The organism is Streptococcus sp. (assembly GCF_041802885.1).
In the GTDB taxonomy this organism is placed as follows: domain Bacteria; phylum Bacillota; class Bacilli; order Lactobacillales; family Streptococcaceae; genus Streptococcus.
This window is the reverse complement of sequence record NZ_JBHCHN010000073.1, coordinates 1-18,876: the sequence shown is the minus strand read 5'-3', so window position 1 is coordinate 18,876 and position 18,876 is coordinate 1. Positions and strand designations below refer to the sequence as shown.

19 protein-coding genes are annotated in these 18,876 nt (G+C 47.1%); all 19 read left to right on the top strand.

Translation table 11 applies throughout. From position 1 onward, the window contains the following. The first annotated feature begins 128 nt into the window (after nucleotides 1-128). The 19 genes from ACEYCN_RS09840 (at nucleotide 129) to jag (ending at nucleotide 18,676) form a co-directional block, all read left to right on the top strand. A complete protein-coding gene (locus ACEYCN_RS09840; protein ID WP_373714102.1) occupies nucleotides 129-1,394 on the top strand; it encodes a S41 family peptidase in 1,266 nt (421 codons plus the stop codon). Between the two features lie 264 nt (nucleotides 1,395-1,658). After that, complete coding sequence (locus ACEYCN_RS09835) at nucleotides 1,659-2,105, top strand: MarR family winged helix-turn-helix transcriptional regulator (RefSeq protein ID WP_373714101.1); 447 nt, start codon at nucleotides 1,659-1,661, stop codon at nucleotides 2,103-2,105. Continuing rightward, nucleotides 2,098-3,807, top strand: a complete 1,710-nt coding sequence (locus ACEYCN_RS09830; RefSeq protein WP_373714100.1) for an ABC transporter ATP-binding protein — start codon at nucleotides 2,098-2,100, stop codon at nucleotides 3,805-3,807. Before ACEYCN_RS09835 ends, ACEYCN_RS09830 begins: the two co-directional genes overlap by 8 nt. Further along, complete coding sequence (locus tag ACEYCN_RS09825; protein WP_373714099.1) at nucleotides 3,807-5,591, top strand: ABC transporter ATP-binding protein; 1,785 nt, start codon at nucleotides 3,807-3,809, stop codon at nucleotides 5,589-5,591. The genes ACEYCN_RS09830 and ACEYCN_RS09825 overlap by 1 nt, the downstream gene beginning before the upstream one ends. 101 nt (nucleotides 5,592-5,692) lie before the next feature. After that, nucleotides 5,693-6,136 (top strand): dUTP diphosphatase, encoded by a 444-nt coding sequence (locus ACEYCN_RS09820; RefSeq protein ID WP_373714098.1) that lies wholly within the window; start codon nucleotides 5,693-5,695, stop codon nucleotides 6,134-6,136. Between the two features lie 3 nt (nucleotides 6,137-6,139). Beyond that, entirely contained in the window at nucleotides 6,140-6,673 is a 534-nt protein-coding gene (locus ACEYCN_RS09815; protein ID WP_373714097.1) for a histidine phosphatase family protein, read from the top strand. Continuing rightward, the gene (gene radA, locus ACEYCN_RS09810) at nucleotides 6,670-8,046 is read left to right on the top strand and encodes a DNA repair protein RadA (protein WP_373714103.1); all 1,377 of its coding nucleotides are present in this window, start codon (nucleotides 6,670-6,672) and stop codon (nucleotides 8,044-8,046) included. Before ACEYCN_RS09815 ends, radA begins: the two co-directional genes overlap by 4 nt. 10 nt (nucleotides 8,047-8,056) lie before the next feature. After that, entirely contained in the window at nucleotides 8,057-8,440 is a 384-nt protein-coding gene (locus ACEYCN_RS09805; protein WP_373714096.1) for a GNAT family N-acetyltransferase, read from the top strand. 139 nt (nucleotides 8,441-8,579) lie between these two features. Continuing rightward, nucleotides 8,580-9,074 carry a beta-class carbonic anhydrase gene (locus ACEYCN_RS09800; RefSeq protein ID WP_373714095.1) on the top strand — a complete coding sequence of 165 codons (495 nt, stop codon included), beginning with the start codon at nucleotides 8,580-8,582 and terminating at the stop codon, nucleotides 9,072-9,074. 115 nt (nucleotides 9,075-9,189) lie between these two features. Then, nucleotides 9,190-9,942 (top strand): TIGR00266 family protein, encoded by a 753-nt coding sequence (locus ACEYCN_RS09795; protein WP_373714094.1) that lies wholly within the window; start codon nucleotides 9,190-9,192, stop codon nucleotides 9,940-9,942. A 353-nt stretch (nucleotides 9,943-10,295) separates the two neighbouring features. After that, nucleotides 10,296-10,742 carry a LytTR family DNA-binding domain-containing protein gene (locus tag ACEYCN_RS09790; RefSeq protein WP_373714093.1) on the top strand — a complete coding sequence of 149 codons (447 nt, stop codon included), beginning with the start codon at nucleotides 10,296-10,298 and terminating at the stop codon, nucleotides 10,740-10,742. A 5-nt stretch (nucleotides 10,743-10,747) separates the two neighbouring features. Continuing rightward, entirely contained in the window at nucleotides 10,748-11,446 is a 699-nt protein-coding gene (locus ACEYCN_RS09785; protein WP_373714092.1) for a hypothetical protein, read from the top strand. Between the two features lie 128 nt (nucleotides 11,447-11,574). Beyond that, nucleotides 11,575-11,886 carry a hypothetical protein gene (locus ACEYCN_RS09780; RefSeq protein WP_373714091.1) on the top strand — a complete coding sequence of 104 codons (312 nt, stop codon included), beginning with the start codon at nucleotides 11,575-11,577 and terminating at the stop codon, nucleotides 11,884-11,886. A gap of 108 nt (nucleotides 11,887-11,994) precedes the next feature. Beyond that, nucleotides 11,995-13,452: a glutamate--tRNA ligase gene (gene gltX, locus ACEYCN_RS09775; RefSeq protein WP_373714090.1), complete on the top strand. Its 1,458-nt coding sequence runs from the start codon at nucleotides 11,995-11,997 to the stop codon at nucleotides 13,450-13,452. Nucleotides 13,453-13,631: 179 nt separating this feature from the next. Further along, nucleotides 13,632-14,822 (top strand): argininosuccinate synthase, encoded by a 1,191-nt coding sequence (locus ACEYCN_RS09770; RefSeq protein ID WP_373714089.1) that lies wholly within the window; start codon nucleotides 13,632-13,634, stop codon nucleotides 14,820-14,822. A 276-nt stretch (nucleotides 14,823-15,098) separates the two neighbouring features. Next, a complete protein-coding gene (argH, locus tag ACEYCN_RS09765) occupies nucleotides 15,099-16,481 on the top strand; it encodes an argininosuccinate lyase (protein WP_373714088.1) in 1,383 nt (460 codons plus the stop codon). Between the two features lie 89 nt (nucleotides 16,482-16,570). Continuing rightward, the gene (gene rnpA / locus ACEYCN_RS09760; protein ID WP_373714087.1) at nucleotides 16,571-16,930 is read left to right on the top strand and encodes a ribonuclease P protein component; all 360 of its coding nucleotides are present in this window, start codon (nucleotides 16,571-16,573) and stop codon (nucleotides 16,928-16,930) included. Next, the gene (locus ACEYCN_RS09755; RefSeq protein ID WP_373714086.1) at nucleotides 16,914-17,726 is read left to right on the top strand and encodes a YidC/Oxa1 family membrane protein insertase; all 813 of its coding nucleotides are present in this window, start codon (nucleotides 16,914-16,916) and stop codon (nucleotides 17,724-17,726) included. Before rnpA ends, ACEYCN_RS09755 begins: the two co-directional genes overlap by 17 nt. Nucleotides 17,727-17,737: 11 nt before the next feature. Then, nucleotides 17,738-18,676, top strand: a complete 939-nt coding sequence (gene jag, locus ACEYCN_RS09750; RefSeq protein ID WP_373714085.1) for an RNA-binding cell elongation regulator Jag/EloR — start codon at nucleotides 17,738-17,740, stop codon at nucleotides 18,674-18,676. Nucleotides 18,677-18,876: the final 200 nt, after the last annotated feature.

The following is an 18,876-nucleotide window of genomic DNA, read 5'->3' as shown; positions in this document are numbered from 1 at the left end:
TACCGATAACAAAAGCTACAAAATCTAACTGCAGAAAGTAAAATCTATAGGCTATTTTTGTCCCTTGAAAATACCTGCACAGAAATGAATATGATACAATGAGAAAAAGAAGTAAAGGGGCAGGAGTTATGAAGAAATTAGAAATTTTTGATGAAGTGGTCACTATTTTGCGGGAAGATTCGTCAACCAAGAAAGATATAGTTGGTGCAGATCCAGATCTGTTTCGGCAGCGAATAGCAGATGACATGCCAGAAGCAGAATTCCTTTACACCATGCACGCCTACCTGGCTAGTTTTGGGATTTTGAGTCATCTAAGCTTCTATCCAAAGGACAAGCCGGTTCTGGGTTTTCGCTTGCGTCGTTATGAGAATGCTCTCTATGTTCTAGATGCGCAAGAAGGTACGGGTCTGCAAAAAGGGGATAGGATTGAAAAACTAGACGGCATTCCTCTATCGGACTACTACCAGCAACATCAGGAATTTTTTGTCAGTAGAAGTCCAGAACGGCAGTATTTAGACTGGGGCTTACTGGTCAAAGCTGCTCTGTCACTTGAAGTGGTGAGACAGGGAGAGAGGGTGCAGCTGACGGTTGGAGATGTGGTGGAGTCGTTTGATAAGACTGGTTTTGAGGATTATTTTATCCAGCCAGACACCTACTATCTGAAGATGGAAAATTTTCATGATGAGGCTGCGATTGGGGCCCTCTACCAAGAAGCCTTGCCTGAAATGGCCCAGGCAAAACATGTCATTATCGATGTTCGTGTCAATCATGGAGGCAGTGATTCTCTTTATTTTCCGCTCTTTCCATATGCCCTGCCCGCAGGCCAGAAATTTAAGGACCTAGAGGCAGATGAGGACTTTGGTATGGAGATCCTCTATACCAAGACCAATGTCGCCCATCGTCTCCAGCAATTTGAATCCTACTTAAAAGATCCTGCCCTCTCTCCAGGATCACGAAAAATGATAGAAGAATTTAGCAAGGACTTGCTGGCTAACCAAGACAAGGGCTACCTGGTGTATGGGGAAGATAGCGATGATAGTGAAGATAGCTTTAGTCGTTTTATCGGATTGGAGGAGGCCCCTGAAAAGATTGCCATCTTAGCAGATGTGACCTGTGGTTCCTCTGGCGACAATTTTGTGGACATCATGAAGAAGATGCCAAAAGTGACGGTGATTGGTCGACCAACCTTGGGAATTTTGGATTATTCCAACTGCTGCGTGGCTGATTTTGGTAACTACGAATTACTCTATCCAACCTCCCGTAGTCTAGCCATTGATGCAGGCTGTGGCATGACAGACATAGGAGTCCTGCCTGACATAGAGGTTCCTTGGACACCAGAGCATTTGACGAGGGATATTGACCTAGAAGTCGCTCTTAGTTATTTGGGAAATTAGGGAGCGGGTAAGAACTCGACAAGTCGAAAAAGAGTTCGTCTACCCGCCCCCGCATAGTTGATTAGGTCAGATTTGGAGTGTGAAATACGAACAAATCTGCCAATCAACCACTGCGTCAAAATGTTATTCCGAACTCTAAGAAGACAGGATGTAGTTTCAGTTTTTAACTTTTTTCCAATAAAAAAACAAACCAAAATCTTGACAATAGTTCTCTTAAGAACTATAATAGTTTCCATGATAACTAAAGGGGGGGGAGGATTGTCTATGTCTCAGATGGGAGAATTGCGCCGTGTTTTACATCAGCTAGAGCATATTAGTGATAAGATAGCCAAGCAGCATGGGGTGGAGCACCTGGCTGGTCCACAAGGGCATGTTCTGACCTTCCTCTGCCATAACAAGGATAAGGAAATCTTTGTCAAGGATATTGAAGCGGAGCTTCGGATTTCCAAGTCGGTGGCCAGTAATTTGGTCAAAAGGATGGAAAAAAATGGCTTTATCCAGACCGTCCCCTCCTGTTCGGATAAGCGTTATAAGCAGGTGGTTCTCACTGAATTAGGACAAGCGAAATCGGGCCTCTTGGCCAGTTGGCATCTAGAAATGGCAGAAACCCTCTTCAAGGGCATTCCTAAAGAGGACTTTAAGTCCATGATTCGCATCATTGAGCAACTCAAAGAAAATATTAAACAGTACAAGGAGAAAAATCATGTTTAAAGAGGCGATTTTACGCTATAAGTGGTACGCACTTGGCTCGGTCCTTTTGGTATCGACGGTCGTCATCACAACACTTTTGCAGCCCAGTTACTTAAAAGAGGTTCTGACTGCTGTCTTGATGAACGATCAGGATGAGATTTTCCGTGTGGGAAAATGGCTCCTCATCATCGCAGGGATTGGTTTGGTAGCCGGTCTGGTCAACACCATTGTGGCTGCTAAGATTGCCCAAGGGGTTTCTGCCGATATTCGGGAGAAAACTTTCCGGAAAATTCAAAGCTTCTCCTACGCCAACATTGAAGAATTTAATGCTGGCAATCTGGTAGTCCGCATGACCAATGATGTCACTCAGATTCAAAATTTGGTCATGATGCTCTTTACCATCTTGATGCGGGTGCCTCTGCTCTTTATTGGTGCCTTTTTCATGGCCGTCAAGACCCTGCCAGAACTCTGGTGGATGATTGTTGTCATGGTGGTATTGGTTGCCGCTGTGATGGCTCTTGTCATGAGTCAGATGGGACCCCGTTTTGGGAAATTTCAAACCCTGATGGAAAAAATGAACAGTATTGCCAAAGAAAACCTGCAAGGTATTCGGGTGGTGAAATCCTTTGTTCAAGAAAAAAATCAGTATGCGAAGTTTAAAGAAACCTCCGATGAATTGTTGGGCCTCAACCTCTTTATCGGCTATGGTTTCTCCCTTTTGCAGCCCTTGATGATGTTCATCTCCTTTATGGCCATCTTTGTTTCGCTCTACTTGGTTTCTGGTATGGTAAAAGATAATGTGGAAGTGATCGGGAGCTTTACCTCCTTTATGAGCTACCTGATGCAAATCATGTTTGCCATTATCATGACCAGTTTTATGGGAATGCAGGCCTCGCGGGCGGCCATCTCCATCAAACGGATCAACGAAGTCTTGGATACTGAGCCGGCTATGACCTTTGTGGATAGCCCTGATGAGGATTTGGTTGGGAAAATTGTTTTTGACAAGGTCAGCTTTACCTATCCGCATGATACTGAGCCAACGCTGAAAGAGATTTCCTTTGAGATTGAGCCTGGTCAGATGGTCGGTGTCGTCGGGGCTACTGGTGCTGGAAAATCTACTCTGGCCCAACTGATTCCAAGACTCTTTGATCCCCAGGAAGGGTCTGTGTCCATCGGTGGACGCAACGTGAAAGACATCAACCAAAAAACTCTTCGCCAGACAGTCTCTATCGTTCTCCAAAAGGCCATTCTCTTTTCTGGAACCATCGCTGACAATCTGCGTCAGGGTGCGCCACAGGCCAGTCTGGAAGCCATGGAGCGGGCCGCAGGAATTGCCCAGGCCAAAGAATTTATTGACCGCTTAGATGAGACTTACGACAGTGAGGTCGAAGAGCGGGGGAATAACTTCTCCGGCGGACAAAAACAGCGGATGTCTATCGCCCGCGGAGTGATTGGCCAACCCAAGGTCTTGGTTCTGGATGACTCCACCTCAGCCCTGGATGCCAAATCTGAAAAATTGGTTCAAGAAGCCCTCAATCATGATTTGAAGGGAACCACAACCGTCATTATTGCCCAAAAGATTTCCTCTGTTGTCAAAGCGGATAAAATCTTGGTACTGGACGAAGGGCACCTAATTGGTGAAGGAACCCACAGTGAATTAGTAGCCACTAACGCTGTTTACCGAGAAATTTACGAAACACAGAAAGGGAAGGAGGAAGACTAATGAAGACAGTTCGCTTTTTTTGGTTTTATTTTAAACGCTACAAATTATCCTTCCTGGTAATTTTTCTAGCGATCATTGCAGCAACTTACCTGCAAGTCAAGACCCCGGTTTTGTTAGGAGATGCGATTGCTGAATTGGGCAAAATCGGTCAGCAATATTTTGCCTCTCAGCAGGCAGGACAGGCCGATTTTAAACCTGATTTAGCTGATTTTAACGGCGTCATGCTCCATCTCTTTCTGGCTTATGCAGCGACAGTGGTGGCTAATTTGATTTACAGCTTGCTACTGACGCGGATTGTGGCCCATTCGACCAGCCGCATGCGAAAAGGCCTCTTTGGCAAGCTCGAACGCTTGACCATTGCCTTCTTCGACCGTCACAAGGACGGCGATATCTTATCCCGCTTTACCAGCGATTTGGACAACATTCAAAATGCCTTCAACCAATCCATGGTTCAAATTTTGTCAAACGCCGCCCTTTATATCGGAATGATTTGGATGATGTTCCGCCAGGATACCAGATTGGCCCTGGTCACCATTGCATCAACTCCTATTGCCCTGATTGCTCTCGTCATCATCATTCGTTTGGCCCGCAAATACACCAATCTCCAACAGGCGGCTGTTTCCAAACTCAATGCCTATATGGATGAGAAAATTTCTGGTCAAAAAGCCATTATTGTCCAAGGGGTGCAGGAAGAAACCATCGAAGGCTTCCTAGAACTCAACGAGGAAGTGCGCAAAACAACCTTTATGGGCCGCCTCTTTGGTGGGATTCTCTTTCCTTTCATGAACGGGATGAGCCTGGTCAACACAGCTATCGTCATCTTTGCAGGTTCGAGCATTGTGCTCAACGATGCCTCTATGGATTCAGCAGTAGCCCTCGGTTTGGTGGTCACTTTTGTCCAATATTCCCAACAGTATTACCAACCCCTGATGCAGATTTCTTCTAGCTGGGCCGAATTACAGCTGGCCTTCACAGGGGCCCACCGTGTTCAAGAAATGTTTGATGAACCTGAAGAGATTCGTCCTCAAAATGCCCCCCTCTTCACCGAACTCAAAGAAGGTGTGGAAATTAAAAACATTGATTTTGGCTACCTGCCAGGTCAGAAAGTCTTGGACAAGGTCAGCATTTCTGCACCAAAAGGCAAGATGATTGCGGTCGTAGGTCCAACTGGGTCTGGTAAGACCACCATCATGAACCTCATCAACCGCTTCTACGATGTGGATGCAGGGTCCATCGAATTTGACGGTCGCGACATTCGTCAATACGATTTGGATAGCCTCCGTGAGAAAGTGGGGATTGTTTTACAGGAATCTGTTCTCTTCTCTGGCACTATCGCGGATAATATCCGCTTTGGCAACAACAGTATTTCGCAAGAAATGGTGGAAGTGGCTGCGCGTGCCACCCATATCCATGACTTCATTATGAGTTTGCCAGAGGGCTATGAAACCCAGGTCTCAGATGATGAAAATGTCTTCTCAACAGGTCAGAAGCAGCTCATTTCTATTGCCCGAACCCTCTTGACGGATCCACAGGTTCTGATTCTGGACGAGGCAACATCCAATGTAGATACGGTTACCGAAGCGAAAATCCAAAAAGCCATGGAAGCAATCATTGCTGGCCGAACTAGCTTCGTCATTGCCCACCGCCTCAAAACTATCCTCAATGCGGATGAAATCATCGTCCTCAAGGATGGAAAAGTTCTGGAAAAAGGCAACCACCACGAACTTCTCAAGCAAAAAGGATTTTACTCAGAGCTTTACCACAACCAGTTTGTCTTTGAATGATACAGTCCCAACCAGCCCTAGCGGCTGGTTTTTGCTTTTAGGCTACGAATAAATTATAATAGAGAAAGCAAAATGGACCGAAGAAGCAGAAAGGAATGTGTATGAAAATCCGTGGATTTGAACTGGTTAGCCAGTTTACAGATGAAAACTTATTGCCTAAACGAGAAACTGCCCATGCGGCAGGCTATGATTTGAAGGTGGCGGTGGAAACCACCATCGGACCGGGAGAGATTCAGCTGGTGCCGACAGGCGTCAAGGCCTATATGCAGGCAGGGGAGGTCCTCTATCTCTTTGACCGCTCCTCCAACCCTCGCAAAAAGGGGCTGGTCCTGATTAACTCAGTCGGAGTCATCGACGGGGATTACTATGGCAACCCAGCCAACGAAGGCCACATCTTTGCCCAAATGAAAAACATCACAGATGAGCCAGTGGTTCTAGAAGTAGGTGAGCGCATCGTCCAAGGTGTCTTTATGCCCTTCTTAGTCGTCGATGGCGATGAGGCGGACGGCGTGAGAACGGGCGGATTTGGTTCAACAGGAGTTTAGGACATGAAAGTCATCTTTGTTCGCCATAGCGAACCGGATTATTCCATGTTGGATAAGGCAAACAATCCGGAGGCATATGCAGGTTTTGGCCGTGATTTGGCTCCCTTGACAGGACATGGACGCTATCTGGCCCAAGAAGCCGCGAAGAATCCGGTATTTGCTCAAGCCCAAGTGCTGATTTCTTCAAGTGTGACAAGGGCCTTGGAGACAGCGGCTTACATCGCCCGGCATCACGACCTTCCCCTCTTGGTAGAACCCTTTTTTCATGAATGGCGACCAGATTTGGACGGTCTCAATTATACAGAAGTTGAGCTGGAGTTGGCTTATACAACCTACATGACTCATGGCGGAGACCTTCCCAGTGACAGTCCAATTCGATACGAGACTGCAGCAGAGATGCGGACTCGTTTTCTCAAAGCCTTGGAAAAATACTGCCAATACGATACTGTCGTCATTGTCTGCCATGGCATGCTCATGCGGCAGTTTGTTGCTCAAGAAGTCATTGATTACTGTGAACTATTTGAAGTGGAATTATAAGGAGAACCATCATCGCTAAGAAAAAAACAACCTTTGTCTGCCAAAATTGTGAATACCATTCGCCCAAGTATCTGGGCCGCTGTCCCAACTGTGGGGCCTGGTCCTCTTTTGTGGAGGAAATTGAGGTAGCCGAAGTCAAGAACGAGCGGGTCAGCCTGACTGGTGAGAAGACTCGGCCTATGAAACTCAGTGAAGTGACCTCTATCCAAGTAGCCAGAACCAAGACCAACATGGAGGAGTTCAACCGTGTCCTCGGTGGCGGTGTGGTACCGGGCAGCCTGGTCCTGATTGGCGGGGATCCGGGGATTGGCAAGTCCACCCTGCTCTTACAGGTTTCCACCCAACTCTCCACCATCGGCACTGTTCTCTACGTATCAGGCGAAGAGTCTGCCCAGCAGATTAAGCTGCGGGCCGAGCGATTGGGCGACATCGACAGTGAGTTTTATCTCTATGCTGAGACCAATATGCAGGCCATTCGGACCGAAATTGAGAGAATCAAGCCTGACTTTCTCATCATCGATTCCATCCAGACCATCATGAGCCCCGATATTTCTAGTGTGCAAGGCTCTGTCAGCCAGGTCCGCGAAGTCACCCATGAGCTCATGCAGCTGGCCAAGACCAACAATATCGCCACCTTCATCGTGGGTCACATGACCAAGGAAGGCACCCTGGCTGGACCGCGGACTCTGGAGCACATGGTGGATACCGTGCTCTACTTTGAGGGCGAGCGCCAGCACACCTTCCGCATCCTGCGGGCCGTCAAAAACCGTTTTGGCTCCACCAATGAAATCGGGATTTTTGAGATGCAGTCGCAGGGCTTGGTCGAAGTCCTCAATCCCAGCCAGGTCTTTTTGGAAGAACGTCTGGATGGGGCAACTGGCTCAGCCATCGTCGTGACCATGGAAGGAACCCGACCCATCTTGGCAGAGGTTCAGGCCTTAGTCACCCCAACTATGTTTGGCAATGCCAAGCGGACGACGACGGGTTTGGATTTCAACCGTGCCAGTCTCATTATGGCCGTTTTGGAAAAACGAGCTGGCTTGCTCCTCCAAAATCAAGATGCCTACCTCAAGTCAGCAGGCGGTGTCCGTCTGGATGAACCCGCTATTGATTTGGCGGTGGCCGTGGCCATTGCCTCCAGCTACAAGGACAGGCCAACCAATGCACAAGACTGCTTCGTGGGCGAAATCGGTCTGACTGGCGAAATTCGTAGGGTCAACCGCATCGAGCAGCGGATAAAAGAAGCTGCTAAACTCGGCTTTACCAAAATCTATGCACCCAAAAATTCCCTGCAGGGGATTGAAGTGCCAAAAGGCATCCAAGTGGTGGGTGTCACAACACTGACGGAAGTCCTGCAGCAAGTCTTTGCCTAGGAGGTGAAAAATGAGTTCTGTCAAGATTAGGTCCCAAGAGCCAAAGGATGGACCTGCCATCTTTCAACTTTATTCCCAGCAGGGTTGGGACAGTTTCAGTCAAGAACTGCTGGAGCAACTCCTGACTGCTTCTCATTGGCTGATCTTGGAGCAAGAGGGCCAGATTATAGGGTCAGTTCGCTATCTGACCGATGGGCTCAGAACGGTTTATCTCTGTGAATTGCTGGTAAAAGCTGAGTATCGACGCCAGGGCTATGGTAGCCAACTGATGGCTGAACTCAGAAGGCGGTATCCTGGCCTCCGTATTGATTTGATTTCAGACGCCGATGCCTTTTACGACAGCCTTCAGATGAGGCCTAGAGGGATGGGCTACCGATCGAAGCCAGAAAGCTAGAAGGCTGTAACAGCCGAAAGGGCCTAACCAAATAACCGATTATCAATTTCGAACCTGACTTCGTCAGGTTTTTCCTATGACAAAAAGCATAAATTTTGATAGGATGGTAAGCAAGATCTAGCCACAAAAAGGAGGTCCTATGTCTTATTTTGAAAAATTTTTAACCACTAACCAAGCCTATGCAGCCCTGCACGGCACTGCTCACCTGCCCCTCAAGCCCAAAACTCAGGTGGCTATTGTGACCTGTATGGACTCCCGGCTCCACGTGGCTCCAGCCCTAGGTCTGGCCCTAGGGGATGCCCATATCTTGCGCAATGCCGGCGGCCGTGTGACCGAGGACATGATTCGTTCCCTGGTTATTTCCCAGCAGCAAATGGGGACGCGGGAAATCGTCGTCTTGCACCATACTGACTGCGGGGCCCAGACCTTTACCAATGAAGCCTTTGCCGACCATATCCAGCAGGAGTTGGGTGTCAATGTGGCCGGCCAGGATTTCTTGCCCTTCACGGATGTGGAGGAAAGTGTTCGTGAGGATATGGAACTGCTCCGCCAGAGTCCTCTGATTCCAGAGGATGTGACAATCAGCGGAGCTGTCTACGATGTAGACACTGGTTTGATGACAGAAGTGCGATAGGGATGGGGCATTTGTCTCCATCTCATTTTTGTGTGTTTTTTTCTCAAATATCTTGACAATTTTTTTAAAAAGGACTATACTTGTATTAACAACATAATACAAAGGAGAAAAACCTATGTCAGACAACCGTATGAAATATACCATTGATAGCAATATGCAGTTTCCCCTGGTAGAAATTGCCCTCGAAGCTGGAGAAATGGCCTATATCCAACAGGGAAGCATGGTCTATCATACACCGAGCGTAACCCTCAACACTAAGCTCAATGCGCGTGGAGGTTCTGGCTTTGGCAAACTGATGGGCGCTATCGGTCGCTCCATGGTTTCTGGTGAGTCCATGTTTATTACGCAAGCAGTTTCCAATGCCAACGATGGAAAATTGGCTTTGGCACCCTCAACACCTGGTCAGGTGATCGCTCTAGAGTTGGGAGCCAAGCAATATCGCCTCAATGATGGTGCCTTCCTAGCTTTGGACGGTTCAGCTCAGTACAGTATGGAGCGCCAGTCCATTGGCCGTGCCTTCTTTGGTGGACAAGGCGGACTCTTTGTCATGACCACAGAAGGTCAGGGAACTCTCTTGGCCAATAGCTTTGGCTCCATTAAAAAATTGGAGCTAAACAACGATACGATTACCATTGATAATGCCCATGTGGTAGCCTGGAGCCGTGAATTGGACTACGATATCCATCTGGAAAATGGCTTCTTGCAATCTATCGGTACAGGTGAAGGTATTGTCAACACCTTCCGTGGTACAGGGGAAATCTATGTACAGAGCCTCAATATCGAAACCTTTGCTCGTGTCGTCGGAAGTCATATTGCGACAGGCAGTGGAGACGGAGGAGGCAGTTCGTTTCTTGGAGATATCTTCTAGGCAGCAGTAGCTTAGTGGTAAGTAGAGATAGAACCAAATTTTCGTAGAACAGAATGAAACCTACTAGAAAGAGCTCAGGGAACCTGGGCTCTTTCTTTTACCACTTACTTCTCAAAAATGACCACTTACTGAAAATGCCTTGTATCTTTTTCAGAGCTTGATATAATAGGAGTAGAGATGAGATACAATGAACACATGGTGAAAGAAAATGAGCCTTTGTATCTTGGTGAATTGACCACGGCCTAAATGCTGTGTCAAAAAGATAGATTTCCTTGTGTGCGTGCACACATCGTCAATCTCCTATTTTGACTGTGCATTTGACGGCCTTTGTATCTTGCTGAAAGGAGGTGTCTATGAAAATTAGGATTGAGTTGGATGATGGTCTGGATGAGATTGAAGTAGTCATTCGGGCTGGTCAATTATCGGCTGAGCTGGAGCAGATTCAACAGGCTCTTAGTCAGGTCAATCGTCCTCAACTGGTTTTTTACAAGGGGAACAGGGAGTATTTCCTGGACCTGACAGACATTCTCTTTTTTGAAACCGATGGGTCCAGGGTTTTTGGGCACAGTCGGGACAATGCCTATGAAGTTAAGTTTAAACTCTATGAATTGGAAGATTGTCTTCCACCCTATTTCTGCAGGATTTCAAAATCCAGCATTGTCAATACGCGATCCATTTACTCCCTGGAAAAATCCTTTTCAGGCACCAGTATCATCCGCTTTTATGATACGGTCAAACAAATTCACGCATCCCGTCACTATTATCAACTACTGAAAGAAAAGCTTAGAGAAACGAGGTAAGTACGATGAAAAAATCACTTTTGGGGGCAGGCTTCATCCTGTTAGCGGTCTATATTTTGTTCAGAGATACTCTGTTGTTACCTGACTTTGGGATTTCACTCTGGACCCTCCTCTTTGTTCTTGGTTTTGGTTATGGGGCTGTTCAAAATGCCCTGCGTCGCAACTATACCAGTGCCTATGTTTGCGGCGTCATTGCCCTCATCATCTTGGAAAGACATTACGGCTGGCTCAATGTCGGGACAGGGACTCTGGTTCTTGCGGCAGTATTGGCAGGGATTGGCTTGGGTATGATTTTTAAGCCCCTCCTGTTGCAAAATAGGTCATTTGGTTTCCAATTTAACAACCATCGTGAGGATATACTGGGTGATGATTTTGTTGGCTATAAGGGAAATGACACTATTTTTGGCAATACCACCCGCTATATCAACGATGAAGATCTAACCAAGGTGACTGGGAATCTGGTTTTTTCCGGCAGTAGCATCTACTTTGCCAATGCGACCATTCTGGGTGATAAGGCATTTTACTCAGGGGATGCGGTCTTCTCCAATGTGAAACTCTATGTGCCAAAGGACTGGAATGTGGAATTTGCAGGTGATAAGGTTTTTAGTAGTATCAAGACCTATCCAAGCCCAAACCCTAGCGGGAAAACCCTGGTCATCACGGGAGACTATGTTTTTAGCAACCTGGAAGTCTTTTATATTTAATTGTGGGGCAGCTAGCAAAACAGTTTTTCCAATTAAACCGCTTAGGCGCCAGATTTGACCGCTTAGCGAAATTGGCCCCCTTTCTGTAGCAAAGGATGCTATACTGATTTCAGAAAAGGAGAAATATTATGAAAAAAGTTATCTTAGGTTTGTGTTTAATTTTGGCGGCAGTCTTCCTCCTCTTTAAGGACTCGATTCAGCTGCCCATGTTGGATATTCCGCTGTGGATTTTGATTTGTAGTGCCGTCTTTATCATCGGGGCCATCTCTAGCTTGTCTGAGAAGAATTACCAGGGAGCCATCGGGAGCCTGGCCATCCTCTTCATCATCCTCAATTCTTACTATGAGTGGGTCAATGTCGCTACAGGTAGCTGGATTGCGGCCTTTGTCCTGGGTGCCATTGGGCTCCAGCTTCTCTTCAACAAGGATAAGAAGGATTAAGACCATCCTATCTGGCTGACCAAGAGCTGAAAAAGCATGGTCAGCTTTCTTTTTTTCGATTTAGTGCTATAATAGAAACAATGCAATAATTATATGACGGAGTAAATTATGTCAAAACCTATTCGTGTGCGTTACGCACCAAGTCCAACAGGGCTTCTCCACATCGGAAATGCGCGGACAGCCCTTTTTAACTACCTCTACGCCCGTCACCATGGCGGGACCTTCATCATCCGTATCGAAGATACGGACCGTAAGCGACATGTCGAAGACGGGGAGCGTTCCCAGTTGGAAAACTTACGCTGGCTAGGGATGGACTGGGATGAGAGTCCAGAAAGCCATGAAAATTACCGCCAGTCAGAACGTTTGGAACTCTACCAAACCTACATTGACCAGCTTTTGGCATCCGGCAAGGCCTATAAGTCCTATGTAACCGAGGAAGAATTAGCTGCGGAGCGGGAGCGTCAAGAAGCCGCTGGCGAGACTCCTCGCTATGTCAATGAATACCTGGGCATGACAGCAGAAGAAAAGGCTGCCTATATCGCTGAACGTGAAGCAGCAGGCATCATCCCGACCGTCCGTTTGGCGGTCAATGAGGCCGGTATCTACAAATGGACGGATATGGTCAAGGGTGACATCGAATTTGAAGGTGGCAATATCGGTGGAGACTGGGTCATCCAGAAAAAGGATGGTTACCCTACCTACAACTTTGCTGTCGTGATTGATGACCACGATATGGCAATTTCCCATGTCATTCGCGGGGATGACCATATTGCCAATACACCAAAACAGCTTATGGTCTATGAGGCTCTGGGCTGGGAGGCGCCGGAATTTGGCCATATGACCCTCATTATCAACTCTGAGACCGGTAAAAAACTGTCCAAACGGGACACCAATACCCTGCAATTTATCGAAGACTACCGCAAGAAAGGTTATATGCCAGAAGCCGTCTTCAACTTTATCGCCCTTCTGGGCTGGAATCCTGGCGGTGAGGAAGAGATTTTCTCCCGTGAGGAGTTAATCCAACTCTTTGACGAAAATCGTCTCAGCAAATCACCGGCCGCCTTTGACCAGAAGAAGATGGACTGGATGAGCAATGACTATCTCAAAAATGCAGACTTTGAAAGGGTTTTTGAACTCTGCAAGCCCTTCTTGGAAGCTGCTGGCCGCCTGACGGACAAGGCTGAAAAGCTGGTCGAACTCTACAAGCCACAGCTCAAGTCTGCAGATGAAATCGTGCCGCTGACAGACCTCTTCTTTGCTGACTTCCCTGCTCTGACCGAAGCAGAAAAAGAAGTCATGGCTGCTGAAACTGTGCCAACCGTCCTCCAAGCCTTCAAGGCCAAATTAGAAGCCTTGACCGATGAAGAATTTGTCACAGAAAATATCTTCCCTCAAATCAAGGCTGTTCAGAAAGAAACAGGCATCAAGGGCAAAAACCTCTTTATGCCGATTCGGATTGCCGTTTCAGGGGAAATGCACGGACCAGAATTACCAGATACTATCTACCTGCTGGGTCGTGAAAAATCCATCCAACATTTGGAAAATATGCTGGAAACTATTCAATAAATTGCATAAAACTAGCTCTGTTTTGGGGCTGGTTTTATTGTTTTTTGCAAAATGAGAACGTTTTTACATAAAAATTCAAAAATTTAGGCATAAAATCCTTGACTAATGTATAAATATACATTATAATACTCCTTACATAGCAAAAGTGGCTATAAGCTTAGAAGAAGAGAGAAGAAAAAATGACAAAAGAAAAATTGATTTTAGCCTATTCAGGCGGACTAGATACATCAGTAGCCATTGCCTGGCTCAAGAAAGACTACGATGTCATTGCCGTTTGTTTGGATGTGGGTGAAGGCAAGGACCTTGAATTTATTCATGACAAGGCCCTGTCCATCGGTGCAGTCGAATCCCATGTCCTGGATGTCAAGGATGAATTTGCAGAAGACTATGTCCTGCCGGCCCTTCAGGCCCATGCCTACTATGAGCAAAAATACCCGCTGGTGTCAGCCCTCAGCCGTCCCTTGATTTCCAAAAAGTTGGTCGAGATGGCCCACAAGACGGGTGCAACATCCATCGCCCATGGCTGTACCGGTAAGGGAAATGACCAGGTCCGTTTTGAGGTCGCTATCTCAGCCCTGGATCCATCTCTCAAGGTCGTGGCTCCAGTGCGGGAGTGGAAATGGGCCCGTGAGGAAGAAATCAAGTTCGCCATCGAGCATGGTGTGCCGGTTCCAGCCAACTTAGACAGTCCTTATTCGGTGGACCAAAACCTCTGGGGCCGGGCCAATGAGTGTGGGGTCTTGGAAAATCCTTGGAATGAAGCGCCAGAAGATGCCTTTGGCATCACTGTTGCAGTAGAAGATACCCCAGATACGCCTGAGTATGTAGACATCGAGTTCAAGGAAGGCAAGCCAGTAGCCATCAATGGCCAAGAAATGAAACTGGCAGACCTCATCCAAAAACTCAATGTCATGGCAGGTGCCCACGGAGTGGGACGGATTGACCACGTTGAAAACCGTCTAGTTGGTATCAAATCTCGGGAAATCTACGAATGCCCAGGTGCAGTGACTCTCCTTGCTGCCCACAAGGAAATCGAAGACCTGACCTTGGTGCGGGAAGTTTCCCACTTCAAGCCAATTATGGAAAATGAGCTGTCCAATCTGATTTACAATGCCCTCTGGTTCAGCCCTGCGACCAAGGCTATCATGGCCTACATCAAGGAAACCCAAAAAGTGGTCAACGGAACGGCCAAGGTCAAACTCTACAAGGGTTCAGCTAGAGTGGTAGCACGGAAATCACCAAATTCCCTCTACGATGAAAACTTGGCGACCTACACAGCTGCGGACAGCTTTGACCAAGATGCGGCCATTGGCTTTATCAAGCTTTGGGGTCTACCAACCCAGGTCAATTCACAAGTTAACAATCAATAAAGAAATGGCGAGAACCATAGGAAAAGACAGGGTTTTTAGGGAGGCGATCCAATGAACCCTGAGACATCAGATAATGGTGGACAGGGAGCCCCGTCTGATCCTCTTTTCTTCTAAAGCATTTCGTTAAGGTGTCCAGAGAGGCACTCCGAACTTAAATAAGGTTTTCCAGAGAGTGACCTTTAAGACAGTATGCCCAGTGAGGCCAATAGGAGACTGGAGTCAGGTCCGGCCTCTTTTTGCATTTTTTACAGGAAGACAATCCTAGAAAGAGTAGTTATGACAACAGCAAACCAAAAACTATGGGGCGGCCGATTTGAAGCCGGCCTGGAAAAATGGGTAGAGGAGTTTGGAGCCTCCATCTCCTTCGACCAAAAAATGGCAGAGTTTGATCTCAAGGGCTCCATTGCCCATGTGACCATGCTGGGGCAAACCGGCATCATCAGCCAGGAGGAAGCAGACCAAATCAAGGCTGGTCTGGAAGAATTACTGGCCGAATATCAGGCAGGACAGCTGGAGTTTGATGTTTCCAACGAGGACATTCACATGAATATGGAATCCCTCCTGACCGATAAAATTGGTCCAGTAGCGGGCAAACTCCACACAGCTCGGTCCCGTAACGACCAGGTAGCCACAGATATGCACCTCTATCTCAAGGCCAAGTTGGCAGAAGTCATAGAGAAGCTGCATAATCTTCGCTCTACCCTAGTTGACTTAGCGGAGGAGCATGTTGAAACCATCATGCCTGGCTACACCCACCTGCAGCATGCTCAGCCCATTTCCTTTGGACACCACCTGATGGCCTACTACAATATGTTCACTCGTGATAGTGAGCGTTTTGAATTTAACATCCAGCATGCGGATTTGTCCCCCCTTGGTGCGGCGGCCCTGGCAGGGACGACCTTCCCCATCGACCGGGAACTGACTGCGGACCTCATGGGCTTTGCCAAACCGTACAGCAACTCGCTGGATGCGGTGTCGGACCGGGATTTTATCTTAGAATTTTTGGCCAATAGTTCCATCCTCATGATGCACATGAGCCGAATCTGCGAGGAAATCATCAACTGGTGCTCCAATGAATTCCAGTTTGTGTCCTTATCCGATACCTTCTCCACAGGCTCTTCCATCATGCCCCAGAAGAAAAACCCTGATATGGCTGAGCTCATCCGGGGTAAGTCTGGCCGGGTTTATGGCAATCTCTTTGGCCTCCTAACAGTCATGAAATCCCTGCCCCTGGCCTACAACAAGGATCTGCAGGAAGACAAGGAGGGCATGTTTGATACGGCCGAAACCATTACAGTAGCCATCGATATCCTGGCGGGCATGCTCCAAACCATGACGGTCAATCAGGAACACATGGCTGCATCCACGGAGAAGGATTTTTCAAATGCAACTGAGCTGGCTGACTACCTGGCCAGCAAGGGCCTGCCATTCCGTGAAGCCCATGAAATCGTCGGCAAGATGGTGCTGGAGTGCACCAAGGCAGGCTATTTCTTACAGGATGTTCCCCTTGAACGCTACCAGGAGATTTCAGACTTGATTGAAGAAGATATCTATATTACTCTCCAATCCAAGACGGCAGTGGAGCGCCGCAATTCTTTGGGAGGAACTGGATTTGCTCAGGTTATTTGGCAAATCGAAGATGCTAAGAAATGCTTATAAGAATGGGAAAGGCTGATGAACTGAGAGTTTATTGGCTTTTTTCAAAATTATGGTATAATAATAGTAATTTTGAAAGATGGAGTGACATTTTGAAAAAAAGCTACCGCGTTAAGCGTGAGCAGGATTTCAGCCAGATTTTTTCACAGGGAAAAAATGTAGCCAACCGCAAGTTTGTGGTTTACCGGTTACCCAAGGACCAGAAACACTTTCGGGTGGGGCTGTCTGTTAGTAAAAAACTGGGAAATGCTGTGACCCGCAACGCCATCAAACGGAAAATCCGACATGTTTTGATAGAATGCCAATCCCAACTTGTGCCAGATGACTTTGTCATCATTGCCAGAAAAGGTGTGGAGGAGCTGACCTACCGTGAGATAAAGCAAAACCTACTCCATGTTTTAAAGTTAGCCAAACTCTACCAGGAAGGTGTACCTCTTGAAAAAGAAACTTAAATGGGCAGGACTCTTGTCCCTGTCTCTCGTCCTCCTCTCTGCCTGTGGAACTGGTCCTGTGACCAGCGAATCAACTGGCCAGTGGGAACAACTGATTTATTGGTTCGGAAGAATCATCCAATTCTTATCCATCAATGGTCAAATTGGTGTGGGGATTATCCTCTTTACCATTTTGATACGGGTTCTCCTGCTTCCGCTCTTCCAGATGCAGATGAAGTCTACACGGAAGATGCAAGAACTTCAACCCCAGTTGAAAGAATTGCAAGAACGCTACTCGGGTACCGACATGGAAAGCCGACAGCTCTTGAATGATGCAACGCGTCAACTCTACAAGGACAACGATGTCAAGATGTCGGCCTCCTTTATCCCCATCTTTATCCAGCTGCCTATCCTGATGGCCCTCTTTCAGGCCCTGACTCGGGTAGAAGCCCTCAAGGTTGGTCAGTTTCTCTGGCTCAATCTAGGCGAAAAGGATCCGTACTATATCCTTCCAATCCTAGCTGCCCTCTTTACCTATTTGAGCATGTGGTTGACCAGCAAAGCAGCTCTGGAAAAAAATATGGTCACAACGGTCATGTCTTATCTCATGCCCCTTATGATCTTCTGGTTTGCAGTCAATGCGGCCAGCGGGGTTGCTCTCTACTGGGTCGTATCTAATGCTTTCCAAGTTTTCCAAACTTTGTTGCTAAACAATCCCTTCAAAATTGTGGCAGAACGTCAGGCCAAAATCGAAGCCGAGAAAGAACTGAAGGCTAAAATTCGCCGGGCTCAGAAAAAAGCTCGTAAGAGAAAATAGGAGAAATAGTTATGAAATTTACAGGTAAAACAGTGGAAGAAGCCATCCAAAATGGCTTGAATGAGTTGAATATTCCACGCAAGAAGGCCCATATCACCGTTTTAGCGCGTGAAAAGAAAGGTTTCCTTGGTTTTGGAAAGAAACCAGCTCAGGTAGAAATTGATGTCATCAACGAAACGACAGTCGTCAAGGCAAACCAGAAGGCTGTCCGAGGTGTACCAAGCGAAATCAATGAGCTCAACGAACCGGTAAAGAGTGTTTCGGAAGCGACCATTGACCTCGGTCGTGTGGTTTCAGCCGTTAAAGAATTTGAAAAATCTGGCCAAGTTTTGGATGATAATATCAAGGCCAAAATCTTGAAAAATGACCAGGAAGCTAAAACCATCTTGGAAGAAACAGGCCGTATCGAAATCCTCAAGGACGAAGATATCACCTCCAAAAGCGACAGTTTTTCTGACTTGGACATCAAGGTGGAACCAAGCTACGATATTGACCAAGTGGTTGCAGCAGTATCTGACTATGTGCAGGAAATCTTGGACGATATGGATGTGGAAGCTCGTATTGAAACTTCTCACAACCGTCGCACCATCAACATCCAGGTAGACACCAATGAGCCTGGCCGGGTCATCGGCTATCATGGTAAGGTCTTGAAGGCCTTGCAACTCTTGGCTCAAAACTTCCTCTACAACCGCTATGAGCGCAATTTCTACATCACCATTAATGTGAATGACTATGTAGAACACCGCGCGGAAGTCCTCCAAGGCTATGCTCAGAAATTGGCAGAGCGCGTGCTGGAAGATCAGGAAGCTTACCATACAGACCCCATGTCTAGCAGCGAACGCAAAATTATCCACCGCATCATCTCAAAAATGCCAGGTTTGACCAGCTACTCAGAAGGCAGCGAACCAAACCGCTATGTGGTGGTGGACATTGAAGGCAATAATGATTAAGTAAATACCTCTAAGAAGAGTTTGGGACAAAAGGTGTTCCAAACTCTATTTTTCGTTTTAGATACTAATGGCGCAGTGGTTGAGTGGGCTCTAACAATCTGGGAGATTGTTAGAGGTCGGAAATGAAACAAACGGAGTTTGTGTCAAAATACGCTGATAAAACAGCTTTTATAGCCCTATACGATTGACGCGAACTGAGT